This is a genomic window from Noviherbaspirillum malthae (genome assembly GCF_015352985.1).
GTDB lineage: Bacteria > Pseudomonadota > Gammaproteobacteria > Burkholderiales > Burkholderiaceae_D > Noviherbaspirillum > Noviherbaspirillum malthae.
Genome location: NZ_JACYXF010000017.1, coordinates 20,309 through 45,297, shown reverse-complemented (window position 1 = coordinate 45,297; position 24,989 = coordinate 20,309). Strand labels below are relative to the sequence as shown.

The following is a 24,989-nucleotide window of genomic DNA, read 5'->3' as shown; positions in this document are numbered from 1 at the left end:
ATTAGCGCTCGGAACTAAAAGTTGATCATTCTGCGAACTAAAACCTGTCCAATTAGCTGTAGCACTACCCGGGCATCATTTAGTTCATGGTCGAACTAGAACTCGATTCGCGTAGCTTTTTAGCCACATGTCTACATTGGGCGAGTGGCGAGCATAAGAATTTGCATAGCGGCGCGTTCAAAAAAGCGGGGCCACTGAGTGAAAAGAAATGATTGACCGCACTCACGCTCTGCAGATGACGTGGCAAATCGTTCCGATCAGTTAATTCGCGCCGATATCACCTATACTCTTCTGACGAAACGCGGCTTTGTGTACCCGTTTGCGATGATGGACCGAACCAGCTTGCCGGCGCTGTCATGGCTCTACTTACCGCAATCGGATTTCTATCCGTATAAACGGTAGCACCTCTTTTTTTACACGATCCCATCGCAGCATTACAGGTTAGCGAAACTTTGCAAGGGCAGGATCATCCATTCTCTGTTCAGGCAATCCAGTTATCTGCGGGATTTCGGAAAGGCGCGGCATGCCCGCCTTAACGTTGACTTTGCCTTGTCTGTCTTTCCAGATAATTCCCGGCGTTCCGCCGATTCCAAATGCACTCATGATTTCCCCATTACTCCGGATTTTGTCGGCGATATCCGGCTTGGCAGTTGCCGAAAATTGCGGCGACGCTATCCAGGCTTTGCCGTGGTTTTCTTCCATCTTACGGAATGCAGCAGTTTGGTCCGCCGTGGCGAGCACTTCTATCGCTTTGGGCATGCTGGTCGGCCCAAGAGTGTCTACGAGGATCCAACGCACCTGCAGGCCTGCCTTTTCATAAGGCTGCAAGGCTTTCCATGTGTAATGGCAGAATGGGCAATTGGCGTCAACAAACACATAGAGCAAACTCTTCGGGTCAGACGTGGTGCCTTCGACTACGTAGGATGATTTTTCCAGTGTCTGAAAGACCGCTGCCATATCTGGCTTTGGGACAAACTGCGCTTCATATTGCTCAGACAGGTTCTCCCCGTTTTCCCCGATCAAGGCGCCGGCCAACAGCGTCTTCTTGTCCGCAGTGGTGAAAACGATCGAATGACGTCCACTCTGCGACAACACCCAACCGGTCAAGCCGGATGCCGCAGGAAAGGTTTTGACGACTTTTAAGCCAGCGTCTACGGCTTCTTGTATCGCTTTCGGGTATTTCTCCGTCGAGCAGGCGCTTAATGAGGTGGTTGCCAGCACAGCAGCCATGGCAAGGCGGGAAACCAGAGTGAATCCGGTTTTTTTCTGATTAGAGGTTATGTTTGACAGCATGCAGGTACCCAAGTAGCAGTTAAGTGATTAGATTGGTTGATCTTATGTGCCTACTTCTGGCGGGCACGCGCCAAAGATTGAAGAAACTTTGCCGGGTCCTGATACCCGATGACGCGGGCGCCGGTGACTTCGCTCCCGGTCTGATCGAAAAAGACAATGCCGGGCGGCCCAAACAGCTTGAACCGCTTGAGCAAGGCCTTGTCGTCGGCATTATTGGCCGTCACATCAGCCTGCAGCAGAAGCATCTCGGCGAACTGCGTTCTCACCCGTGGATCGGAAAAGGTGAATCTTTCCATCTCCTTGCATGACACGCACCAGTCGGCGTAGAAATCAAGCATCACTGCCTTGCCGGGACTCGAGGATAAAATGGCATCGAGCTCCCCGATCGACCGGATCCGCTTGAACTCTGTGGCATGAGGCGCTTGGCCAGTGAAATGGGCAAAAGGTGCCAAGGCATCCCGGCCACCTGTCGCCACTCCGACAAACTGAACCAGGCCAGCCACCGCGAACACTAGTGCCCAGGCCTTCGCCAACCAGCCACCACGACCCCGCGAGAACAGCCAAACAGCGTATCCCACGCCAAGTGCGCCCCAAGCCAGCATTTGCAATGCCGCCGGAATCACTGGCGATAGCATCCACAGCGCCGTCGCTAGCATCAGTACGCCAAAGAAGCGCTTCACGGAATCCATCCATGCGCCTGCCCGCGGCAGCAACACACCCGCAGACGCGCCGACCAAAAGCAACGGAATGCTCATGCCGACCGCCATTGCAAATAACGCACTCCCGCCGATCAAAATGTCGCGTGTATGGCTTATGTAGACGAGCACACCTGCCAGCGGCGCGGCCACGCAAGGGCCTACGATAAGCGCCGAGAGCGCGCCCATAATAAAAACGCCGACCAGCTTTCCGGCCGCCTGTCGTTCCGAGACTTGCAGAAGCTTTGATTGGATGGCGGATGGCATCTGCAACTGGTAGACACCAAACATCGACAGCGACAGCAGCACCATTAGCAATGCGAAGGTGCTGAGCACCCAGGGGTTTTGCAAACTAGCGGCCAATCCTTCTCCTGCAAGCCCAGCCGCAACACCGAAAAGTGTGTACACGATCGCCATCCCAAGCGCGTAAACTGCTGCTAGCAGCAATCCGCGTGCACGGCTCACCTTCGCCTGGTCGCCCACGATAATTGACGACAGGATCGGGACCATTGGCAGTACGCAGGGCGTGAACGACAAGCCAAGGCCAAGTAGCAGAAACAACGGCAATATGACCAGCAGGCGCCCGCTATTAAGCGATCCTTCAATCCTTCCCATTTCCGTGTCCACCGATGGGCTGGCGTTCGCGGACGTAGCACCGGTGACCGGAGTCAACCGAGCGGTGGACTCCATCGGCGAGTAGCACAACCCCTGATCGGCGCATCCCTGGGACGTGGCCCTTAAGCTGAAAGGCCCGTGCGCTTCTACCGGTATCCGGATCGTGATCGTTTTGCGGTAAGTCTCGACCTCCTTCTGGAACGTCTCGTCGAACTTTACCTTTCCTGCCGGGAGATGGGGTGCGCCGAGCTGCGCGCCCACTGCGGTGAAGTTGAACCGCTCACGGTACATGTAGTAGCCGTCAGCGATGGCGTAAGTAACTTCTGCTGTCCCTGCATCGACCATTCGTGCAGAAAACCTGAAGGCCACTTCTGGCGCAAGATAGTCATCCTCGGCGTACGCGACTGGCGACAGCAATAAGACGATGACTGCAAGCAGCATAATCACCATACCAAGCAGACTTTGTCCGTCTCTTTTTTTCATGATGCCGATAAAAAACGTTCTGCTTACTTTTGTTATCAAACTCATCCCACATGGGTCGGCGCTAGCATTGAGCATCAGGCACGCACGTAGCACCAGCCGTCACGCTGCATCTCTGCAAGCGCCAGAATCGATGCCGGTACCGTCTGCAACGGGCTAGGAGCGATTCGCTGGATGCGCTTTAGCGTGTTTTCACATATCAGGGTCAGGCAATCCGTGTCAGGCCGTGGTGTGTCCAGCACCGCAGCCACGCCATCGGCATTGACAAGAATTCGCACCTCCGCACCAGGAGCGGCTTGTCGCAGGTTGGCAGCATTGTTTCTGGCTCGATTAACAGCTTCTGCAGTTGGCGCATGAATCAGGACGCGTAGCGGTTGGGATGTTGGTTCCATATATTGTGATCGAAATTTTTAGTTGAGCTGTTCAAGTCTTCCCGATCCAGATGGCGTACGCCTAGCGGCTCTGCCCTTCTGACGCCTTGCTGGGCGACGATGTCGGAAAGGGCCGACTGCACCATTTCCTCAATCGTCGGATGGTAAAACGGCATTTCGAGCAGGCTTTCTGCTGTCTCGTTTCTTTGCATTGCCCATGCCAATAAATGCGCAATGTGTTCGCCATGGACAGCAAAAATGCTCGCCCCCAGCAAGTTGCCGTTGATGCGATCCGCGTAGATCCGGACAAGGTTGTCTTCCGTGCCCATTACACGGGAACGTCCATTGCTCTGGCCGGACGCGGAACCGATGATGATGTCCTCCGGGTCGAGCTGGTCAAACGGCGTGCCGACGAAAGCGATGTCCGGATCGGAAAAGACGATTGATAGAGACACACGCCGTTGGAACCGGATTGCTGCACCGTGTCGCGCGGCATTGAAGCCTGCGATCATCCCTCCATCGGCAGCCTCATGCTGCAGAGGTCGGTCTGCGGTGACATCTCCCGCGAAATATAAAGCGGATTGTCCTGCGCGCAGGGTGGCTGGATCAATTTGCGGCTGCCCATGTTCGTCGAGCGCAACACCTGCGGCTTCGAGATGCAGGCTATCGAGTGCCGGCTTCCGGCCAAGCGCAGCCAGAATCCAGTCGACCTGTTCAGTCGCCACACCATTTGAAATTCCTATACCAACCGCCGTCCGAGTCACATTGATAGGCTGTCCCAGCCACATGGTCAATCCCTTGGCGTGCTTGAAATGCTGTACCGCTCGGGCGCCGATCTCGGGATCGGTAATGCCAGCAGGCATGCTTTTGAGATCACCAGCGACGATTCGCACGCCAAGCCTTGACAGCGCCAAACCGATCTCCAGGCCGATGGCACCGACCCCCAGAATGCCGACTGCGCGCGGCAATGTTTCAAGTTCGAATAAGGAATCGGTAGTCAAAATCCGTGCCTGAATGTCGCGCAGGAACGCCGGCACGATCGGCGTGGACCCGGTTGCGATCACGAATGCTTTAGCCCTTACCGTTCGGCCGCCTACGGTTACGGCATCGGGAGCAATAAAGCGTGCCTGGCCCATCAGTAGTCGTTCCCCTGCGGCGGCGACAGTTCTGGTTGCCGCCCCACTGGCGAGCGCGTCACGCGTGCTTCGCGCGGCGCGCCAGAGATCATCTGGCCCGGTGACATCCAGCATTTGCCGCACGCCGCCGCCGATAAAGGCCTGTCCCTGCCATAACCCCCCAGCATGCAGCACAGCCTTGCTAGGCATGCAACCGACTCGCGCGCAACTTGTGCCAAGTGGTCCATGATCGATCAAGACATAGGTTTTACCGGCACGTTTGATCTCTTTTAATGCACTCAGCCCTGCAGTCCCAGCACCGATAATTGCGACATCAACGTCAATATCAGTATTTCGCACCGTATCTCCTAAGTGAGTTGACATGTATCGGGAATGACGTCATCGACTATCGCTACTCCGGGTTGCGCAGCAATTTGATGCGCTGTTCCAGAGTGGCAGCAGATAGTTCGCCAAGACGCCGATCAACAAGTCTTCCCTGCGCGTTAAAAAACAAAGTGGTTGGCATTGCAACTGATCCGAGTTGCTGGCCTACTTGCAGACGCGCGTCGAGCAAGACATTTTTGAGGTCCAGCCGTTCAGACTCCAGGTAATGCCGCACCGCCTCCGCCGCTTCCCCTTGATTGGCGAAAATGAAATTCACGTCGGGATGACGGACCTGCGCGTCACGCAAGACAGGCATTTCGCGACGGCACGGGGGGCACCAGGTTGCCCATAGATTAAGCACAATCGGCTTGCCCGTTAGCGTCTGTAGTGGTACTGGCGTACCATCAAGGCGCGTCAACGTGACTTGAGGCATCTGCGCCGGCGGCGTGTACCACACTGCTGTGGCCACCGTTGCGGCCACCCAGAACGACGCGCCGGCGGTCACGGCAAGGAGTACTCCTTTTCTTTTTCCCCGCTCGCGCCAGGCATACCATGCGGTCACGGCGAAAGCGATGAGCAAACCCACCGGGACAACAAACCCGCCATCACGGATGTCGAGCATGCTCAATAGGTTTGTCTTGTAGATGTCGATATATAACAGTACGAACGCAAGTCTCGCGCTGAAAAGGCTGGCTAGCGCAATCTTCCAAAGCAGCGGCTCAATATCGATTTGTCCGGACCGTCCAGCCCACTTTCCTACAGCCACGCCAATCACTCCAGAGCCAAGCAGCACGAGGGGAGGAATCGGAAGGGCGAGCGGCCCAATGTTAATCACGTCCATTTTTATTCGCTGTCATTTTAGTCGTGGACAGGGCGCAGCATGGCGTGACCCTGAACTCCTATGAAAACGCAATCGACATGGCGAGTTCACTCATATACGAGGGTCGCCGCTCCCTAACACCAGCTCAACCGCGCTCTGTGCTATGGGAAACTTCAATTACAGTACGCGATGCTACGCCTTGTACGTTAAGGAAGCGTTAACGCCCATTTAATCGCGAGGTCTTATACTGAGCTTCTTTTTTGAACCTGTTTCACCTCGTTTGAACCATGCGTATTCTATTGATCGAAGATGATGCTCTGGTAGCAAGTGGAATTGTTGCCGGATTGCGTTTGCATGCGATGACCGTTGACCACGTCACTACTGCCAAAGCGGCCAGAACTGCGCTTGATACAGGTCATTTCGATGTTGTTGTGCTTGATCTCGGCCTGCCGGATGAGGATGGCATGGCCTTTCTAACGCGGTTGCGCGGCGCAGGGAATTCCCTGCCGGTTCTGATACTCACTGCGCGCGATGCGATCGAGCATCGGGTGGCAGGCCTGCAGACAGGAGCCGACGACTACCTGCTCAAACCTTTTGATCTCAGCGAGCTAGTTGCCCGGCTACACGCGTTGCAAAGACGCATGGTAGGGCGCAGCACAAACTTGATTCGGCATGGCTCGCTTTGCTTTGATCCTGCGAGCCGCATTGTGACGCTGGACGGTGTGCCTGTCGAGCTGTCTCGACGAGAATTGGCTCTGCTCCAGGCATTACTGAACCATCCCAGGCGCGTACTGACCACAGAGCAGGTCAATGACAGCTTGTATGGTTTTGAAGAAAACGTAGAGAGTAATGCGATTAGCGTCCATATCCATCACTTGCGGCGCAAGCTGGGGCCGGGGATCGTCGAGACGGTTCGTGGGGTAGGCTATCGGCTTGGGGAAGCCGGGCCATGACGTTACGTTTGCGGCTGATGGTGATCATTGGCGTGTCCTTCACGCTACTGTGGAGCGTGACGTCGGTATGGATGTTCCTGGATGTCCGGGCGGAATTTCGTGACGCCCTGGATGAACGCTTGGCAGCGTCTGCGCGTATGGTCGCCGGTCTGGTTTCACAGTTACCGGAGGTTCAGGGAGCGCCGTCCTCTGTGCCGCAAGCCATGCTTGACGTGGCTACCAGGGACGGCGTCGCGTGCGAAGTCAGAATGCAACGCGGTGGACTTATTGCCCGTACGCACAATAGCCCGCAGGGACTCGGCATGGTCACGTCCGGGTATAGCACTCGTACTATCGATGGGTTGGAATGGCGAAGTTACACCCTTGAGCAAGGTGGTAAGCGTGTTACGACTGCCGACCGAGTCGACAAGCGCTTGGCCTTGTTGCGCAATATTATGCTCGCAACAGTGGTCCCCTTTATCGTCGCCATGCTGGGCAGCCTTGTTGTGCTATGGTTTGGCATTCGGAGGGGATTGGAGCCACTTGAGTTTATCCGGCAGGCTTTGGCCGATCGTAAGCCTGATGCAGCGACGCCCCTTCCAGCGGCGAAGTTACCGGCAGAACTGGTGCCCTTGATTGAAACTATCAACTTACTGCTCGGCCGTACGCAGAGCGCGATTGAACGGGAGCGCCGATTCACGGGTGACGCAGCTCATGAATTGAGGACTCCTCTTACCGCAGTCAAGACGCATATTCAGGTAGCCCGGCTCACAACGAACGATGAGCAAACTGCCATGTCTCTTGAGCATGCGGAGGAAGGCGTGCAGCGGCTGCAGCATACGCTGGAGCAACTATTGACCCTCGCACGCGTCGAAGGCCCGTTTTCCTTTGAGGGCGAGAAAACCGCAAGCGCCTTTGAAATCGCGCAGATTGCCTTGAATGAAATTCCGCCCGAGCCTAGGAAACGCATCGTCATCGACACGGTAAATGAGCAAAACGGACTGGCACTGCCACCGGTGCTCGTGGTAACGGCGCTGCGCAATCTCTTGGACAATGCCCTGCGTTACTCTCCGTCGGATTCGCCGGTTATCCTCCGCCTAAGCAGTTCAAAGGACACCTTCTGCTTTTCAGTGCTGGACTTGGGGCCGGGGATGGACGAACTTGACCGTGATCGTGCAGCACATCGCTTCTGGCGTAAGGGAACTGGCCAAGGGAGTGGACTCGGTTTGTCCATCGTGGAAGCCATTGCCAGGCGCTTTGGTGGCAGCTTCCGTTTAGTTAAACGCATGGAGGACGGGATGATGGCGCAAATCGAGCTGCCCTTGGTGAAATCGCCAAGGGCTTCAAGCACGACGCTTCAGCACTAACGTATATTGCACTGATGCAGTTTCGACCATTCCCGTCGTGCCTTTTGCTTTATCACAGTGGAGCATGAACACATGTCCGCATGGCCTGTCTAAACCAAAAGTTTTTAAGGTGAAGGCAGGCCCACTATGGCAATTAAATATGGTTTTGGAAAAATGGTTGACTTCTCTTTCGCACAAACAATCGACCGGGTTACCCATGTCTTGCAAGAGGAAGGCTTTGGCATACTGAGCGATATTGATGTGGCAGCTGCACTGAAAAAGAAGCTCAACAAGGACATTCCTCCGTACCGTATTCTCGGCGCGTGCAATCCACCGTTGGCCGACCGCGCCATCGCGGCCGAGCCATCCATCGGCTTGCTTTTGCCCTGCAATGTGGTGGTGCGTGAAGACGGAACCGGAGCCGTGCACGTCGAATTCATGAACACTGACGCGGTCCTGCAGCTCGTAGACAAACCCGGCATCGCTGAACTGGCAAGCGATGTACGACAGCGTCTTGAACGCGTCATGGCAGCCGTCTAGGTAACTTGGCTTAAGCGTATTTATTGTCGGTAAAAAAGCATACCTTTGAAGAGTCTCTTATGAACAAACTTGTCTTCGCTATGGGCGTGGCAGTCGTATTCGCAACTGGTTGCGCTGGTATGAGTGGCCAGCACGAGCCAGGTGGACCTCATGAAATGCAGGCACAATCCGGCCATCGCGGAATGGATGGCATGATGTCGAGGATGGACGGTAATGGTGATGGCATGATCTCAAAGGAAGAGTTCATGAAAGCGCACGAAGCCATGTTCGATCAAATGAAGGGCTCCAATGGCATGATCTCACTGCAGGATATGCAAATGCGCCGGCAAAGGATGATGGAGCAAAGAACGAAATAGCCGACCTGTTTTGGTCTGGTCTCAAGCACCTTGCGGCAGCCCCAGGTTTTGATTGGCCGGGACCGCGATGTCGATCAGTTTCGGCCTGGGCAGGTTCAGGTTGCCCATCAGTTCGATAAAGCTCTGCTTGTCCCGATTGGCCAGGCGACTGTTATTTCGCTTTTCCCAGCCTATAGTCGACACCGATTGCCCACTGTAATCGTGCCCAGGCCAGACCAGGTTCTCGTCGGGCAAGGTAAACAACTCGTTCGTGACACTGCCATACAGCGCACCCGCGCTACCGCTTTGGAAATCGGTGCGGCCACAGCCATTGATCAACAGCGTGTCGCCCGTAAAGACGTTGCCGTGCCAGACAAAGGACATGCTGCCGGCGGTGTGTCCGGGCGTATGTAACACCTTAATTTCCTCGTTGTCGCCGAAGCGCAGCACATCGCCGTGATGGAGTTGCACATCGGCTGGAGGAATGCAGCAACCGCTCGGCACTGCTGCCTTCGCGCCCGTCATCTCACGCAGCTTGCCTGCTGAAGTGACATGATCCGCGTGGGCATGCGTTTCCAATACATAGGCAAGCTTAAGTCCCAACCTATCCAGCTGAAGCGTATCGCGTTCCCATTGCTTATCGACCGGGTCAATGATCACGGCTTCCCTGCCGCTTGCCGCACGCAGGATGTAAGTGAAGGTGGACGATTCCGGGTCAAACAACTGAATCGGATGCATGCTTCATTCCTTTCAAATAAACAAACCAGTCGGCGATCATGCAAGGCTCTTCACAATCATGCCAATTGCCACCATGCCAGATACGCCTGCAAAGCCCTTTTGCAATTGAGGACCAGCCAGGTATACGGAGACACGGCGTCCGGCCAGCATGCCGGCGAGCGCGCCGCCAGTAAAAGGCATGGCAGCGTCCCAGTTCAGGCTGCCCGCCAAGGCACTGGAAGACACGCCGCTGATCGAAACCAGTGCAATGACGGCCAGCGAGGTGGCGACAATTGATTGCATGGCCAGATCGGTGCTGCGCTTTAGCGCTGGCACGATCACAAAGCCGCCGCCGACTCCGAGCAAGCCAGACAACAGCCCGGCGACCGTGCCTGACACGGCGAGCGCACGGGCGCAGCGGGTCGTCCAGATAAACCGACCTGTATCGCTGCTCCGAATGCACGGCAGCGCCGGATCATCTTTCACCCCACTGTTGGCCTCATCTGTACCCGCTTGGCGGAAAGTCCTGTATGCAACGATAAGCAGGATGAATGCAAACAAGACGCTCAGCCAACGGTTGTCGATCAGGCCACCGAGCCAGACCCCCGCAGGAGCAAGCAGCATGCCGGTCGCTGCCATGAGCAGTGCCGCCTTATAGCGCACGACGCCCGCCTTTAGACCAAGCGCGGCGCCCAAGGCGGCCGATATACCGACCGCCAATAGGCCGATTGGGGCGGCCTGTGACAATCCCAGGCCAGCGCCGAAAATCAGCAAAGGAACGGCCAGTATGCCACCGCCGGCACCGGTCAGAGCCATGATCGCACCTACCAGCAGCCCCAGTCCCAGCATCAGTACCATGATAAAGATCCGATTAATGCATCAATGTGGAAGCACACTTGGAGCGCATTGTCGCGAGATGTGCATACGCCTCATCTGCGGAATTAAGCCGCCTTTTGTTGCCGCTGAGCGGCCAACCGATCTTGGATTTCATAAATCGCCATGCCTGCAAGCATGGCCGTCACAAAAATCAGCGGCTTGCTACCGCCTTGGGCAAGTGACGCCAATGCAGGGCCTGGACAATATCCGGCGAGTCCCCAGCCAGTACCGAATGCCAATCCACCCAGCACGAGCCGCTTGTCAATCTGTGTCGCGGTCGGCAGCCGCATCACATCGCCCAGCCATGCCTTGGTGCGCCCCTTGGCAAATTGAAAGGCAATACTGCCAACCAGGACAGCTCCTCCCATGACAAATGCCAGTGATGGATCCCAGTTGCCTGCCAGGTCAAGAAATCCGATTACCTTGGACGGATCCGTCATACCAGAAAGAATGAGACCTAGGCTAAATACCAGACCGGTGATGAACGACATAACGACTTGCATGATGTGCTCCTTAGCCAAGCAGGTGACGAACAACATAAACCGTCACAAAGCCAGCCAACATGAAGGACGCGGTGGCCACAAATGAGCGTGGCGAACGGCGCGACAAGCCACAAACGCCGTGACCGCTCGTGCATCCCGACCCATAGCGCGTACCGACACCGACTAACAAACCGGCGGCAATCAAAGTCACTGTGCCAGCGTCGATCTGCACCTCCGGTAGCGGCGCAACCAACCCAAAAGCCAGCGGTGCGACCACTATCCCGAGGACAAAAGCGACACGCCAGGCGACGTCACCGGTGGCAGGGCGCAGTAGCCCTCCAACGACACCACTAATGCCGGCAATTCGCCCGTTAAACAGGAGAAACATAGCCGTCGCCATTCCGATCAGTAGACCGCCTGCAAGCGAGGACCATGGGGTAAAGTTTGTCCAATCAATCGTCATTTCCTGCCTCCTTTACTTCCCTTGCCGTCCCCGCAATACAGTTCATAGAGGACTTTCATAACCGCTAACGCTTCCTTGCTCGTGATGCTGTAGAAGATTTGCTTGCCCTCGCGCCGCGTGCTGACCATCTGCTCATCGCGCAAGACGGTTAACTGCTGTGAAAGCGTCGGTTGCCTGATGCCGGTAAGTTCTTCCAAGTCGCTTACGCAATACTCGCCCTGACTCATCTGACATAACAGCAGCAGACGGTCTGGATTGGCCAATACCTTCAGCAAGCCGCAGGCTTGTAAGGCAGCCTTTTGCAGTGCTTCCAAATCAATTTTCTCTGTCGACAGTGCCATGTCTCCATTTCCACGCTGATTCAACCCAATACATTATATTATTCTTGAATATATTATTCAATATTTTGTTCCTGCTTTTTGCGCGGGGCGTGTCCTCAAAACGATGCCTACCTAGGTTGAGCATAAAGCGTTCCAAGCCACACAAAGGAGAAATCATGCCTAGATGAACAATAGTTGGTGTTTAGCACCATCTGGTCTTAGCGTAATTACTTTCGTTCTGCGAGCGTTGATCCATGCCCGCTCTACTCGGACTGGCGATGCGGTAGAGAAAGCTAATCGACAGGCCCAATCACGTCAGTTCTTGCGCTGCATGTTAGTTCTCAAAAATTTCCGGGCAACCAAGTGCTTTTCCGCATACACGTTCCAGAGGAGTGCTATTCAAGCCGCGCTCATGTTGCAGTCACCCCATGAAATAAACAGTACCTGTTTAAAAAAGGTATAGAACTTTCGACAATCGCTAAGAGTCACAGTTTCAATAGTTATAGATTGTGTTTGGTGAGAGTTTTGGCAGCATCGTGTTTGGCACGTGAGTGGCAAGTTAATTAAGCCCGTATAGCTGACGATTACCATACTGGCTTCTTCCAGGAAGGCGCAACGACCATGAACAAATTTACACACCCGTTTGTTGCTGCGATATTTTTTCTGTGTAGTGCATTGTCCATGGGCACCGCGTCAGCGCAGTCCGCAGTGGGATTGAAGATATACGGCCCTGGTGGCCCCGCCCCGGCAATGAAAGAGGCCGCAAAGACGTTTGAACAAAAAATCGGTACTGCAGTTGTTGTCACATCCGGCCCCACGCCAGAGTGGATCGACAGTGCCAAGAATGATGCGGACATCATTTATAGCGGGTCGGAAACGATGATGACCGATTTCGCACAGGCAATGGAAGGTCGCTTCGACGAAACGAAGGCTGAACCTCTGTTTCTGCGACCCTTGGCGATCCTGGTTCGTCCAGGCAATCCAAAGAAGATCACAGGATTAGCAACCTTGTTCAAACCGGGTTACCGCGTGCTTGTTGTCAATGGGGCAGGCCAGAATGGAGTCTGGGAAGATGCGGCTGGTCGCAAGGGTGACATCGCTTCTGTCCGGGCACTCCGCAAAAACATTGTGAAGTACGCGAAAAACAGTGCAGCGGCGAAGCAGGAATGGACCAGCGACCCTTCACTGGATGCCTGGCTGATCTGGAACATCTGGCAGGTTGCCAACCCTACGTTGGCCGACGTGGTGCCTGTTGAAAAGGATTATGTCATCTACCGCGACACAGGCATTGTGGTGACCAAAAAGGGCGAGCAAAATGCGGCCGCGAAACAGTTCGTCGAGTTTATCAAGTCTGCCGAAGGCACGGCACTCTTCCAGAAATGGGGCTGGATGACCACTTCAGAAAACGGGAAGAAGAAATGATGTCATGCATATAGGTAGGACATAACGTGACCTCAGGAGACAATCATGAGAAAACTAGCAGGCTTGGTATTTGTCACGGCTGGATGTATTGCTTTGCCGAGCGTTCATGCCCAATCAGCAGCCGTGCGCCCGACTGCCGAATTCAAGGTGCCGGCCGAATCCACGATTCCCAGCGGTCCACAGGGCGACGCGATCCGTAATGGCAAGCTCCTGCTCACCGAAACGCATCAGCGCCTGCCCAACAATGTTGGCAATAAACTGACCTGCGCAAACTGTCACATTGGTGCTGGCACAACGCCGAACGCGTCACCGTGGGTGGGTATCTGGGGCGTCTTTCCGGAATATCGGTCCCGGGGTGGTCAGATCAACTCCTTGCAGCAACGGGTGAATGACTGCTTTCAACGCTCGATGAACGGCAAGGCACTGCCATACGATTCCAAGGAAATGAACGACATCCTGGCATACATGCAGTGGTTGTCGACTGGTGTGCCGACCGGTGTCAGTGTCAAGGGGCGCGGCTTTGGGCCGATCAATCGCGAGTTAAAGCCCAATGCTGACAATGGCAAAGCCGTGTACGCAGCAAAATGTGCCAGCTGCCATGGCGTTAACGGCGAGGGCATGAAGGATGCGAAGGGTGCCTATACCTTCCCCGCCTTATGGGGCAAGGATTCATTTAACGTCGGCGCCGGGATGGCGCGCACCTACACCGCTGCCGCATTTGTCAAGCACAACATGCCGCTGGGGCAGCCAAATACGCTAACCGACCAGGAAGCTGTCGATGTGGCTGAGTTTTTCACGCATCAGCCTCGACCTGACTATGCGCCAAAAGTCAAAGACTGGCCGAAAGGTGACAAACCGAAGGATGCACGAAGCTGAAGTCTTAAAGAAGGTCAGACGAAGTTGTCGTCAAACATCCATTGAGGAGAACGCCATGTCCTTAGATTGCAATGTTGGAGGCGCAGATAAAACCCTGCGCATCATCATCGGTATCGCGCTGGTGGCATTTGTCGTGCTGGCACAAGTCGAAACTTTATGGAAGGTGATTGCTGGCGTCGCGGCCGCTATCGCGCTCGTTACAGCTTTTGTGGGATTCTGCCCTTTGAACCGTCTGATAGGCGTGGACACCTGCAAGAGGCGCGTATAAAAGATTTTGTCAGATTCAAATTTATACGCCTTGACACTCTTCCTGGTGCTCGCGCCGATCTTTCCAGCACTCAGGTTCCAGTACCTCCAGCAAAAAATTGCCTGCTAAACGGCCGCCAGTGTCCCCTGGTACACGGACATCAGCCGATGAGGCTGGTCTAGCAGTTATAGAGCTGCGCAATGTAGTCATTACACGAAACAAATCTCAAGGAGCCATGATGCTTTCAGACACTACCCGACGAGTCGAACTCAATACATCACCCGTTCTTACCCAAGAATTTGAATCTCAGTTAAAGGAGAACCTTTCGAGATTTGTTGGGGCAGATCGGCAAGCCATTGATCAACGCTTGCAAGAACTCGACCGCGAGTGGGATATCGAAAGGGCCATTGAGAGCGAAGCGCCCACGATGATCGGCTTGGGAATCGCATTGGGCATATTTCATAACCGAAAGTGGTTCGCGGTGTCGGCGATGGCAGCAAGCATGGTCATCCTGCATAGCCTGCAAGGCTGGTACCCGCTGCTGCCGCTTTTCCGGCGTCTTGGGTTGCGCTCGCAGCAAGAGATTGAGCAGGAACGCATGGCTTTGAAAGTGCTGCGCGGCGACCACGAAGCCTATCAGGTTCGTACCATTCATTGAGGAGGCATCCATGATTTCCGATACTGCGACACGAGTGGAACAACACACTGCGCCACAAATCAACGAGCTTATCCACCATGAAACTCAGGAGCGCATTGCCGCATTCGAAAGCAATAACAGAAACGCCCTGATCACCCAACGACTAAAGCAACTCGATTCCGAGTGGGATGTTGAACGAACGCTGCAAACGAACTTTGCGATTCTGTCCCTGGTCGGATTGGCGCTGGCAACCAAAGTCAACAAGCGCTGGTTCGCCTTGGCGCTCGGCGTTCCTGCCTTTATGGTGCAGCATTCGGTACAAGGCTGGTGCCCGCCGCTTCCTGTATTGAGGCGGCTCGGCCTGCGCACAGCTAGGGAAATCAACGAGGAGCGTTTTGCGTTGAAATCTTTGCGTGGCGATTTCAGTCAGTTCTCCGACTCAAATGATCCTGACGCGTTATTCAAAGCAGTCAGGTCGTAAAACGTCAAATCGATACAGATGATTCTTTCCAGTTGAAATCTTCATACAGCGTGACAACCATGATTTTCCGTCAATTGTTTGAGCCTTTATCCAGTACCTATACGTATTTATTGGGATGTGAAGAAACCGGCCAGGCGGTGCTGATTGATCCGGTGATTGCATCTATGGACCGTGATCTGACAGAGCTGCAAAGGCTGGGATTGACGCTCGCCTACAGCGTGGATACGCATGTCCATGCCGACCACATTACCGCTGCACTGGAATTGAAAAAGAAAGTCGGCAGCCAGATCGCCGCGCCTGCCGCCGAACAGGTACCGTGTGCGGACTTCAATCTCGAAGAAGGCAAGCCGTTCCAGGTGGGCACAATCGTTCTCCACCCCCTGCATACCCCGGGTCATACCTCCGGGCATTTCGCCTACAGCTTCAATGACAGGGTGTTTACCGGCGATGCACTATTAATCGAAGGATGCGGACGCACCGACTTTCAGCAGGGCGATGCTGACGCGCTCTACAGGAGCGTCAGAGAAAAATTGTTCGCTTTGCCGGACGATACCTTGGTATATCCGGCGCACGATTATAAAGACCGGTATGTATCCACCATCGCGCAGGAAAAAAAGCGCAACCCTCGTCTTGGACAGGAAAAGACCTTGGAGGAGTTCAGGGAAATCATGGCTAACCTGAACTTGCCATATCCGAAGTTCATCGACTACGCCGTGCCGGGCAATAAGCAATGCGGTGTTTGCCCATGTGACCTCCCCGAAAACCTGGAGAAGTACTGCCAGCAAATGACAGAAAGCCCTCAAGGCTAAATAACGAGGTAACGCATCATGGATCGTTTCAAACAATTGGAAGACAGCATGCTGCTCGGCCCCCAGCCGACCGAGCAGGATTTGGAGCAAGCCAAGCAGCTAGGCATCAAAACGGTGATTGATTTCCGTCTACCGAGTGAGACGCCAATGCCTAACGCCGAGGTAGCGGCACGATGCGGCCTCGGCTATGCCAATATCCTGGTCAACAAGGCAAGCCTGTCCAAGGAACAGATTGATGAACTGGACCGTGTCATGCGGGAAAAGGAGGGGCCGTTCCTCATTCATTGTGCCAGCGGCGCGCGTGCGGCCATGTTGTTGGCGCTGAGCCGGGCAAAGAAAAACAATTGGACGGCGGAACGCACGTTCGAAGAAGCTCGGAGCATGGGATTCGACTTGCAGACTTCACCGGAATTTGCCAAGTTCGTGGTCGAGGCGACGACAAAATGAACGACGCCAGATAGAAGCAGCATGGGAAAGCGTGGTGAGATTTGGGTGCTGATGCAGGCGTTGTTGCTGGTGTCATTCATCGCTCTGCCTTCAGATGCGGTCCCCTGGTCCTATTCCAAGGAATTTGGTATTGCAGGCTGGATCTGTGTCGCATTTGGCTTGCTGTTGCTGTCATGGAGCGCGCTCAACCTCGGACGCTCGTTGACACCATTTCCCCGCCCCACAGAAAATGGCGAACTGATCACCAGCGGCGCCTATCGAATAGTCCGTCATTCTATCTATCTCGGCGTTCTGCTTACCTGCCTCGGGTTTGCGCTGGCGACCGCTAGTTCCGCCCGTCTAGGCCTGACTCTTGTTTTGTTCGTCTTTTTTGATATGAAGGCGCGCCGGGAGGAATTTTGGCTAAAAGAACGCTATCCAGATTATGGGCTCTACCAACAACGCGTGAAGAGATTGATTCCGTGGCTTTACTGAAAAGGAGATGATCGATGGCAGCTGCAATAGACCTGAATAACGCCCGCCGTTTTTCCGGACGGTTATCGTGGGCCGGGTATCTATTGGGCTTTGGCCTGGGCGGCTTCTTTGACGGCATCCTGCTGCATCAGGTTTTGCAATGGCATCATCTGCTGATCAACGTAGAAGGGCCGGTCTTCGAGGACATGAAGGTACAAATCCTTGCCGACGGCCTGTTCCATGTACTGATGTACATCATTGCCATAACTGGCCTATGGCTGTTATGGAAAGCGCGGAAAGAATACGCCGAACGCGCGGCGGACCGCCTGCTGTTGGCGAATGCGTTTATTGGATTTGGTGTTTGGCACATCCTGGACAGTGTCCTGTCACATTGGATTCTGGGGATTCATCGTATTCGGGTCGATGCTGACAACGTCCTGTTCTGGGATCTCCTGTGGTTCGTTGTGTTTGGCTTGATTCCAGTTGCTATCGGCATCATGCTCAAAAAGCGCACACAAACCGGTGGTAGCTCTGGCTACCGAAGTAAAGCAACCGCACTGAGCCTGGCTCTGGCGGTGACAATCGCCGGACCCATTGCCGCTTTGCCGCCATCGGACGTAACGACCGTCATGGTGTTCTTCAAGTCAGGGACTTCTCCCAATGAGATATTCAAAGCAATTGATGCTGTGGACGGTCGTATCCTATGGGCAGCGGGTTCAGGGGACGTCTGGGCACTCGATGTAAAGGATAGGTCTCAAACCAACGTGTTTTACAAGCATGGAGCTTATCTGGTGAGCAATTCGGCGTTGGCCATTGGTTGTCTCGCATGGTCTTCTGTTGGCTCCTAACTTACCTTTACGTTCTAGGAAGTTTGGTTTTTATTGCAAAACGCCAGCCGCGGTTGACGATCTTGCCGACTTAGTCCATTGATAGATAACGATGAGGGTTGCGTTCTGCAAAGACATTCAAGTTTAGAAAAGGAAGGGATTAGATTTCGATGCAGGTTCGCCCCGTTAGATTGCCTGCTTCAGTCCTTCGAAGCAAAACATAGTATTGACGCCATTGATAGGTTGTATCGTCAAAGGCATCTATAGGGCGGTACGGCCGATCACCGGACACCAACACTTGCCGTAACCGAGTCTTTGAGCATAGATTTTCCCGTTCGGACGGAGCCGTCATTGGCACCATTGCTATTACGTCAGCGATTACCGGTTCGCTGAAATTTCGTTCTACGTCACCCTGAGCAAATTTGATCCTCGTCTGTAAATAAATCTTGCTCTGGTCGGTGAACGAAATAATTATTGTGCACTTTCGTAGTGCTGTATACAGCTGGTCGAGAATGCCGAAAAAGTTAAGGTAACTTATACGTATCCGACTTGAGTTTTCCATATTCGTACCGGGTGCGGAAGCGAATTTCAAATTAGCCGAGGAAAGCGTAGCCCTTGTGCCCACGCATCGCCTAGGTCCCTCAATCGATGTCTTCCAGGACAGGTAGGTCAACGCCACTGGGCAGACCGCATCCGCATTTAATGAAAGCCTTTCATTGGCGGTCAGCTGTTGCAAAGCAGTGAGACATCTTTCGTGTCCCTTGAGGTACCGTTTTAAAATTTGGCGCCGGATGCTCCGGTAGCTTCTTCCCAAATCAGAGGCCATTAAAACTGGCTGCGCTATGCCGGGGTATGGAGCCAACTCTGCTTTCCAAACTGCCACTTTATATGTCTTGTTGCTTCTTCCTCTGGTCCATTGCGAAATAACGGGCCACAGCGCTCTCGCGTATGCAAGATTCTGTTCCCGCTGCCTTCGCTCCAATGTTCCGCCTGATCTGGGTTCGCATATCCTTTCAATCACATCAGCGAATGGATTTCTACTTTCCGACACTATTTTCCACCAACTTAAGAAAGCGTTACAGGAAGTATCTACAGCTGCGCATTTCGTAGCGGTGAACCAGGCATGGGCATGTGGCAGTGTATGTATGGGCGGTTTGAAACCACAACGAGAGCACATCGTCCCTCGTTGCATTAGATATGGACTTGCGCAGAGCCGGCATCCGCGACTTAATGAAACATTATGCCATGGACATACTTGAATAATGGCCAAGTCAAAAAGTGAACAATGATAGCCAAGGGAGAGGCATGCTGGGCAGTGACGGACGGCATAGTGAGGCTTGCGTGTTTTGGTATGTACTTGAAATCCAAGCCGGTCCAAGAAGCCCGTTTGCAGTTGAGTGACCTCAACGCCGAGCAACTCTGAAAATTTTGAGAAGTCGACCCAATCACTCTTCAAAAATAAGCGCGGATGCACATGTTCGACGCGACCATCCGACTTTTGAATGAGCCTCACCAACTCGATGAACGAGATGTGATTTAACGCCAGCACCTTGGCTATGATTGACCAGGACGATTCGAATGGTAGTGGGCCACTTTGGTGCCAAGTTAGTCGGTTTTTCAAAAAATGATCTCATTATCAGTTTAGACAGAGACCTTCGGTCCCTGCAAGATCGCGCTAAACGAGGCAAGGTTCGATGCGTCTACGGCCGCCTCGATGTCCGGATCACTCAAAGTGAAACTTGTGCAATCCTGATCTCTACTAGCTAACAGGAGAAATTCCACGCTGAGACAAATGTGTTCCATCGGAATGGCGCATTTGCCACCGAAACCAGCAACATTTGTCAATTCCTCCCATATGCGCCGGTAATATCTACTTAGTCGAAATCCTGCGCTATATGCGAGTGGAAGAAAGAATCGCGTATAACTCCAGTTCGAGCCTTCCGGAAAATCAGAGAGGTCATCATACGCCACCAACAAGTCTTTCAATTCAGTGGCAGATGAGCATCCTTCGAACGCAATTGGCTCACTGAGAAATCGAGCAATTATCTGTAACTGTGACGCGGTCAGTAACGCCGTTCTGCGGTGCAGTATCTCCGGTTGTGCAAACGCAATCGTCGTCATCTTGATTTGCCTAGCAGTCAAGGCATTGTGAAAGACGACCAGCTGCTGGAGGTCTGTTTGGCTCAATAGATGGGCTTCATCGATAATGAGCACAAACTGAGACCCGCCTCGTTTAGATATTTGCAATACAACGTCCGTGGTGGCATTCCTGAACAAGAGATCGGCTCCGGAGCGGCTTGCCAAAACGTGATGCGAAGCTTCTAGGAGTAAGCGAAACATGTGCATTTCCGATGCTCTTGCCGAAGCACGAGCACTGACGAAAAGGGTATACACACTCGGAAACTCCTCGATCAAAGTCGCCTGTATTTCTAATGCGGATTTCGTCTTCCCCATCCGCGGAGGAGCATAGAAGACTACGCTAGTGCGGCGAGCCCAAACGCGTTCCCGAACGATGTTGTAGGTTCTGTTCATCATGGGCGTGGGCAGTGTGTACTCCCTCTGAACGACCGGATGAGTATCTATTGCCGCAGGGCGCACATCAAAGGAACTGCATGCATCGTTAGGCGATTCCTGGTCTGAATTCAGTCCTATCTGCGACATTACATCTCCCGGCTAGATTTTTTCGTACCAACCTTAAGCATGTTCAGCCTGCGCAACCACTTCTTGCCTAGCTATTCCACCGCCAACAAACTTCCATCGATGTCAGTGCATTTTACGTATAGACACCCTTTTCTCTAGAATTTGAGATGTTTTCAAATCACGTACGGTTGCGCACTTTCCCTATGAACGGTACCGAGCTCGCCAGCAATGAGCGTCGTGTGCTGACATCGCTTACGGTTGGAGTCACAACAGTTCCTCCCGACGCTGGCTCAATCCGTAAAACGGCCGGCTTTTCCATCTCGCTCGAAATTCTTGCCGCCTCAGTGACCTGGCGTTTATTGATCTGGGGTTGCCCCTTTTTCAATGGCTTTGTCGGCGTGGACAGATAGCGTAGGTAAGCCTGCACAGGATCATCAAACTCAGCTAACACCAGGGTGCGTCGATACAGGAGACTATTAATGGCCTGCCGGGTACGGCGACTATGCTTCGTATTTGACCATTTCCCTTGTGCTGTCAAAAATCCTAGCTCTGCGCCGTTATCCAGAAATACCTTTACTTGGCGCATATCATCTTCGTCGATATGCACGACCAATTTTCTACCAATCAGTTGAGCGCTATCAGCCAATACTGGGCTTGTGTATCGAACGCGATCAATTTGTATATACGGTCTTTTACCGGTTTTTGGATTGCCACGCACGACCGCAGTTCTACGGCAGACCAGTAGCTTTACTAAATCACGTGCCGCATCCGGCAAATGCCGTGGCCAGCTGAGAGGCTCGGGGCCCTCTAGAAAGTAACGCAAGTATTCAAGGGGCGATCGGTAGGACAAGGCAGCCGTTGGTGTAGCGTTTTTCTGTGCAATTAGAACATCCAAATATTCTTCGATTTCCGACGCCCGGATCCTGAAGCGTGTAGCATTGATCTCTGGGGTGGCTGCGCGCCCGTTATCGGGACTCACTCCCGTAGTGGAAGGCAGGCGTTGGAAAAACGTTCTCGCAACTTCGCCGAAGGCGCGCTCGACATTAGGCCTTCGCTCAAAGTGGCCTACGGGCCCCCAATTGATGACGAATCCAATGGTGCAGCGGGCGCGCTGATGGATGGCGTTTGCCAGATGGGCAAGTGCTCCATCAAGAAAAGTCACACTCCACACCGCGCCAAAGGCGTTCGGAATACAGCCACTGGGTAGTCCGGACTGCGGTGGATAGCGTAGTGCCTGGTCAGTCAGATTAAGTGGCGACCATTTTCCAACTGCAGCTGTTTTGATAACGTCGAGAACATCGTCAGCAGTAACTTCGCTTCGATATACTACTTTATATGCCAGAATCGCCTTGGATACTCTGTCGACTGCGGCTATCAACCATATTCGTTCAAGAAGTAGATCGGTCTCGCCTCCCTCGGGTGTCAAGAAAGGGACTGAAAGAAAGCAGTCTTGAAAATAGGCGTCTATCTCGACAGCGTCATACGGATCCACAAACTGAAGAAACGGTGAATATCCTGTAGAAACATTAGACTGCGCTACCGCATCTTTCTTTCCTTTTGAGACAACCAACCGGGAAAATTCTTGTTCCACAAAGTTGCGCATGTATTTTTGGATGGTACGAAGCCCGAGATATTTAGTATTGAAAGGCCATTCGCATTTTGACGCCCCACATTCGTGGAGGGTGCGTACAAAAATGCGATGCAGCACTGTTGCGGACATGCGGTGCTCTGCAATTTTTAACTGTTTTGCGTTCTGACTGATATGCCTGATGAGCAGACTCTCCAGATTCGGCATTGCTATCAACAGCGCGCTTAAGGCGCCGGATTGCCCACCCTGCTGCTCTGGCCGTTTTGGTGACGTCTGCTTATTACGGACATACTCTTTGGTGTGCAGATAAGCACGGAGTCCACGAAAGCCCATTATCTTCCCGTCTGGGGCCAACCGCAGACATCGACGTACTGTACGGGCGACCTTGTGGCGTCCGACGCCGGTTAAGCGCTCTACCGACGTGCTAGTGTGACCCTGGACATATAGAACAACGGCTCGACGCAGGCATTCGAAATTTTCCTGCTCTTCGGCCTTAAGTGTTCCACCATCGAGCTCCGGCCATTGCTCCAGGGACGGCGCCAACGCCAACTCGGCCCTAAGCGTCCACATCGCTTGCCCCGGCTGTCAGTTGCCATTCCGTAGCTGGGCCGAAACTTACCTTGTCCATGCTGAGCTTGAGACGACCTCTGATCGCGACCCGTGCAGCCAGACCTAACACAATTGCAGAATCATAGGACGACAATGATTCGACTACTTGCCGTAGTTGTCCACTCTGTATCGAACGAATACAGGATATCAGTGCGCCTGTCTCTACAACATATTCCCGGTCGCGAATAGCCGACGCATAGGCAATCGCCTTCAACCACCTTAGTGATGTAGCTGCATGTGGCATCAGGTCTACATCTGTGAAGATTTTGTATTGCACTCCTGCTGCTTGGGCGGCATATGCTTGAGCAGACAACTGAGACTCAACGCGGTCCTCGTCCAGACTTGCTTTGACCTCATGCCATTCTTGGATGCCATTTGCGCGGTGAACCACAGCGTCAAGTTCGGTGCACCGAGGTCGTACACCGTCATGTGAGGCGACGGGATCTGGCGTAAGGTCAAAGTCGTGAACTGCGTGGTCGGTTTCCAGGTAGTGGATCCAATGCACGAGTTGTCGATCACTAGGAAGAATCCAATCACAGTTAGTCTTTACGCTATACACCAGCCACAAATTGCTGTTGTGATCTGCACGCGCACGATACGCATCCAAGACATTTCTACGTTGGCGAGCCCGTATAGACGTTATTGCTGTCATCCAGTTCTCCTAAGCACCTTACGCTTGCATCCACCAGCTGATGAGAAACGCATTGTCACATATGCAACATATGCTTGTCGCTTGTAGCTTCACTGATTTTTCGCAATATTTTAGTTTGAGTGAATTGACGCATCCACAAACCAGACTAGGAAAGGATACTAAGCGGTAAAGCATAAGTGCAAGACAGCAATACATCAGCACTGAGCAGCTTTTAGTACCTGATCCTTCATTGGACAACTTTTAGTTCCGGAAGGACGAACTAAATGGCAACCGAGATATGCCGTTTGAAGCCAGGAGCTTCCTTATCTAGCTGATTTTCTTCAAATTTCTATACAGGAAGAAGCGCATCTTTTAGTTCCGAGCGCTATATTTTTACGAAAACGCGGTTTTTACGAAGGTATAGGCCAAAAAATGACTCGTTTTCTGGCTTTTCTGATTAGTTTTGAGGTTGATAATTTTTTTGTTGTTGGCAAAACTATGTCTTAAACGCAACGCGTACCAACGCGGGGCCGGTTGACGAAGTCAGCGGGTGTGAGTGGCTCATCCGTTTGAACGTCACCTGATCTGCCTATGCAAAAGAACGCGTCGCAAAGCCCTCCTTGGAGCGAAGGATTCCCTCACAGTGCATTCGGTCGGACACAGGATGTCCGTTTCCTCTTTCTAGTTCAATGTACCGTTAGTCTGGCTTGAACACATTGGATCCCTTGCGCCACTTATTATCTTTATATCGCCACGCCGCGCCGGGCGGGGACAACAAAGCGCCGTCGTCGAGCCGACGTCGCCTGCAGAGGTCATTTCGGTCATGCACGAAACGGAGGTACACCGTAGGTGAATCGAGTCTGGCTACCGAATAACCGAGCAGGCAGTCGCCGGTAAAGGGGGCCGGCATGTAGGGATCATTGCCTAGCCAGGCATAAAGCGCCGCCAAACTTGAATCGAAGTGGAGCCCGCTGGGTGGATTCACGGTGGCGGCACTGTTGCACACCGCTTCCCCTGCGTAGCGGTCATCCAGGTATGCGGCTAGATCTCTAGCGTTCCAGCGGTGCTTCACTGCCAGGCTGATGACGCGCCGTAAGTTGAATCTGTCGACGAGGTAATCAAGATCGTATATTGACCGCAGATCGGTGAACGGCCGCTCTGGCTCTTCTGGTCCACGGTACCGCTTCCACTCGGCGCTTTTCTGGCGCTGTTGCTTGACCAGGGCATACATGTCACCCCAGCATGCCAGCATCGCACGGCGCAGCGTTTCCGTCTGTTCCAGCGTCAATGGTGACGTCGTAGCCGCTGTAGCAATCGCTTCGTCGATCAGTGCAGCCAGACTGCAACTGCCGATATCACGCGCAGGCTCTTCTGCCGCTGCATGCAGCCGATCAAATGTATGTAGCAGATGGATCGCCGTCGACAACGCCGGACGACCCAATTGCGCTTGCCGGTACTGCAGCCATAAATCAACCAGAAAGGTATTGAGTTTATCCATGCAGCTTCTCCGATAGATAGGCCAGTTCATCTCTTGAAGA

27 protein-coding genes are annotated in these 24,989 nt (G+C 53.5%); 13 read left to right on the top strand and 14 right to left on the bottom strand.

The window, feature by feature from the left end; genetic code table 11:
* Window positions 1-441: 441 nt before the first annotated feature.
* The 5 genes from dsbG to IGW03_RS18680 all read right to left on the bottom strand — a co-directional run bounded on the left by dsbG (window position 442) and on the right by IGW03_RS18680 (window position 5,794).
* Window positions 442-1,293 carry a thiol:disulfide interchange protein DsbG gene (dsbG, locus tag IGW03_RS18700; protein WP_194724085.1) on the bottom strand — a complete coding sequence of 284 codons (852 nt, stop codon included), beginning with the start codon at window positions 1,291-1,293 and terminating at the stop codon, window positions 442-444.
* A gap of 50 nt (window positions 1,294-1,343) precedes the next feature.
* Window positions 1,344-3,086 carry a protein-disulfide reductase DsbD gene (gene dsbD / locus IGW03_RS18695; RefSeq protein WP_194724108.1) on the bottom strand — a complete coding sequence of 581 codons (1,743 nt, stop codon included), beginning with the start codon at window positions 3,084-3,086 and terminating at the stop codon, window positions 1,344-1,346.
* Between the two features lie 74 nt (window positions 3,087-3,160).
* Window positions 3,161-3,475, bottom strand: coding sequence for a DsrE family protein (locus tag IGW03_RS18690; protein WP_194724084.1), 315 nt, complete (start codon window positions 3,473-3,475; stop codon window positions 3,161-3,163).
* Window positions 3,442-4,929, bottom strand: a complete 1,488-nt coding sequence (locus IGW03_RS18685; protein WP_323744997.1) for a dihydrolipoyl dehydrogenase — start codon at window positions 4,927-4,929, stop codon at window positions 3,442-3,444. Before IGW03_RS18685 ends, IGW03_RS18690 begins: the two co-directional genes overlap by 34 nt.
* Before the next feature lie 52 nt (window positions 4,930-4,981).
* A complete protein-coding gene (locus IGW03_RS18680) occupies window positions 4,982-5,794 on the bottom strand; it encodes a TlpA disulfide reductase family protein (protein WP_194724082.1) in 813 nt (270 codons plus the stop codon).
* A gap of 266 nt (window positions 5,795-6,060) precedes the next feature.
* On the opposite strand from IGW03_RS18680, the gene IGW03_RS18675 reads away from it, so the two are divergent.
* The 4 genes from IGW03_RS18675 to IGW03_RS18660 all read left to right on the top strand — a co-directional run bounded on the left by IGW03_RS18675 (window position 6,061) and on the right by IGW03_RS18660 (window position 8,947).
* Window positions 6,061-6,726: a response regulator gene (locus tag IGW03_RS18675; protein WP_194724081.1), complete on the top strand. Its 666-nt coding sequence runs from the start codon at window positions 6,061-6,063 to the stop codon at window positions 6,724-6,726.
* Window positions 6,723-8,072, top strand: a complete 1,350-nt coding sequence (locus IGW03_RS18670) for an ATP-binding protein (RefSeq protein WP_194724080.1) — start codon at window positions 6,723-6,725, stop codon at window positions 8,070-8,072. Before IGW03_RS18675 ends, IGW03_RS18670 begins: the two co-directional genes overlap by 4 nt.
* Before the next feature lie 126 nt (window positions 8,073-8,198).
* Entirely contained in the window at window positions 8,199-8,591 is a 393-nt protein-coding gene (locus IGW03_RS18665; protein ID WP_194724079.1) for a DUF302 domain-containing protein, read from the top strand.
* A gap of 59 nt (window positions 8,592-8,650) precedes the next feature.
* The gene (locus IGW03_RS18660; RefSeq protein ID WP_194724078.1) at window positions 8,651-8,947 is read left to right on the top strand and encodes an EF-hand domain-containing protein; all 297 of its coding nucleotides are present in this window, start codon (window positions 8,651-8,653) and stop codon (window positions 8,945-8,947) included.
* A 21-nt stretch (window positions 8,948-8,968) separates the two neighbouring features.
* On the opposite strand, the gene IGW03_RS18655 is transcribed toward IGW03_RS18660, so the two are convergent.
* The 5 genes from IGW03_RS18655 to IGW03_RS18635 form a co-directional block, all read right to left on the bottom strand.
* Complete coding sequence (locus IGW03_RS18655) at window positions 8,969-9,664, bottom strand: MBL fold metallo-hydrolase (RefSeq protein WP_194724077.1); 696 nt, start codon at window positions 9,662-9,664, stop codon at window positions 8,969-8,971.
* Window positions 9,665-9,700: 36 nt separating this feature from the next.
* Entirely contained in the window at window positions 9,701-10,501 is an 801-nt protein-coding gene (locus IGW03_RS18650) for a sulfite exporter TauE/SafE family protein (RefSeq protein ID WP_194724076.1), read from the bottom strand.
* A gap of 83 nt (window positions 10,502-10,584) precedes the next feature.
* Window positions 10,585-11,022 carry a YeeE/YedE family protein gene (locus tag IGW03_RS18645; protein WP_194724075.1) on the bottom strand — a complete coding sequence of 146 codons (438 nt, stop codon included), beginning with the start codon at window positions 11,020-11,022 and terminating at the stop codon, window positions 10,585-10,587.
* A gap of 10 nt (window positions 11,023-11,032) precedes the next feature.
* Window positions 11,033-11,464, bottom strand: coding sequence for a YeeE/YedE family protein (locus IGW03_RS18640; RefSeq protein WP_194724074.1), 432 nt, complete (start codon window positions 11,462-11,464; stop codon window positions 11,033-11,035).
* Window positions 11,461-11,805 carry an ArsR/SmtB family transcription factor gene (locus IGW03_RS18635; protein WP_194724073.1) on the bottom strand — a complete coding sequence of 115 codons (345 nt, stop codon included), beginning with the start codon at window positions 11,803-11,805 and terminating at the stop codon, window positions 11,461-11,463. Before IGW03_RS18635 ends, IGW03_RS18640 begins: the two co-directional genes overlap by 4 nt.
* Before the next feature lie 600 nt (window positions 11,806-12,405).
* Between IGW03_RS18635 and IGW03_RS18630 the strand changes: the two genes are divergently transcribed.
* The 9 genes from IGW03_RS18630 to IGW03_RS18590 all read left to right on the top strand — a co-directional run bounded on the left by IGW03_RS18630 (window position 12,406) and on the right by IGW03_RS18590 (window position 18,004).
* Window positions 12,406-13,206, top strand: coding sequence for a substrate-binding domain-containing protein (locus tag IGW03_RS18630; protein ID WP_194724072.1), 801 nt, complete (start codon window positions 12,406-12,408; stop codon window positions 13,204-13,206).
* Window positions 13,207-13,251: 45 nt separating this feature from the next.
* Window positions 13,252-14,082, top strand: a complete 831-nt coding sequence (locus tag IGW03_RS18625; RefSeq protein ID WP_194724071.1) for a c-type cytochrome — start codon at window positions 13,252-13,254, stop codon at window positions 14,080-14,082.
* A 55-nt stretch (window positions 14,083-14,137) separates the two neighbouring features.
* Entirely contained in the window at window positions 14,138-14,350 is a 213-nt protein-coding gene (locus IGW03_RS18620) for a YgaP family membrane protein (RefSeq protein WP_194724070.1), read from the top strand.
* Window positions 14,351-14,564: 214 nt separating this feature from the next.
* A complete protein-coding gene (locus IGW03_RS18615) occupies window positions 14,565-14,987 on the top strand; it encodes a DUF2892 domain-containing protein (RefSeq protein ID WP_194724069.1) in 423 nt (140 codons plus the stop codon).
* Between the two features lie 10 nt (window positions 14,988-14,997).
* Window positions 14,998-15,447 (top strand): hypothetical protein, encoded by a 450-nt coding sequence (locus IGW03_RS18610; RefSeq protein WP_228535764.1) that lies wholly within the window; start codon window positions 14,998-15,000, stop codon window positions 15,445-15,447.
* Between the two features lie 59 nt (window positions 15,448-15,506).
* Window positions 15,507-16,256 carry an MBL fold metallo-hydrolase gene (locus IGW03_RS18605; protein ID WP_194724106.1) on the top strand — a complete coding sequence of 250 codons (750 nt, stop codon included), beginning with the start codon at window positions 15,507-15,509 and terminating at the stop codon, window positions 16,254-16,256.
* 18 nt (window positions 16,257-16,274) lie between these two features.
* Window positions 16,275-16,703, top strand: coding sequence for a protein tyrosine phosphatase family protein (locus tag IGW03_RS18600; RefSeq protein WP_194724068.1), 429 nt, complete (start codon window positions 16,275-16,277; stop codon window positions 16,701-16,703).
* Between the two features lie 21 nt (window positions 16,704-16,724).
* Window positions 16,725-17,177: a methyltransferase family protein gene (locus IGW03_RS18595; protein WP_194724067.1), complete on the top strand. Its 453-nt coding sequence runs from the start codon at window positions 16,725-16,727 to the stop codon at window positions 17,175-17,177.
* Window positions 17,178-17,191: 14 nt separating this feature from the next.
* Entirely contained in the window at window positions 17,192-18,004 is an 813-nt protein-coding gene (locus tag IGW03_RS18590) for a DUF2243 domain-containing protein (protein WP_194724066.1), read from the top strand.
* Between the two features lie 1,620 nt (window positions 18,005-19,624).
* Here IGW03_RS18590 and IGW03_RS18585 read toward each other — a convergent pair.
* The 4 genes from IGW03_RS18585 to IGW03_RS18570 all read right to left on the bottom strand — a co-directional run bounded on the left by IGW03_RS18585 (window position 19,625) and on the right by IGW03_RS18570 (window position 24,949).
* Window positions 19,625-20,644: an ATP-binding protein gene (locus tag IGW03_RS18585; RefSeq protein WP_194724065.1), complete on the bottom strand. Its 1,020-nt coding sequence runs from the start codon at window positions 20,642-20,644 to the stop codon at window positions 19,625-19,627.
* 157 nt (window positions 20,645-20,801) lie between these two features.
* Window positions 20,802-22,544, bottom strand: coding sequence for a Mu transposase C-terminal domain-containing protein (locus tag IGW03_RS18580; protein ID WP_194724064.1), 1,743 nt, complete (start codon window positions 22,542-22,544; stop codon window positions 20,802-20,804).
* A 223-nt stretch (window positions 22,545-22,767) separates the two neighbouring features.
* Window positions 22,768-23,472, bottom strand: coding sequence for a hypothetical protein (locus IGW03_RS18575; RefSeq protein ID WP_194724063.1), 705 nt, complete (start codon window positions 23,470-23,472; stop codon window positions 22,768-22,770).
* A 676-nt stretch (window positions 23,473-24,148) separates the two neighbouring features.
* Window positions 24,149-24,949, bottom strand: a complete 801-nt coding sequence (locus tag IGW03_RS18570) for a hypothetical protein (RefSeq protein WP_194724062.1) — start codon at window positions 24,947-24,949, stop codon at window positions 24,149-24,151.
* Between the last annotated feature and the right edge of the window lie 40 nt (window positions 24,950-24,989).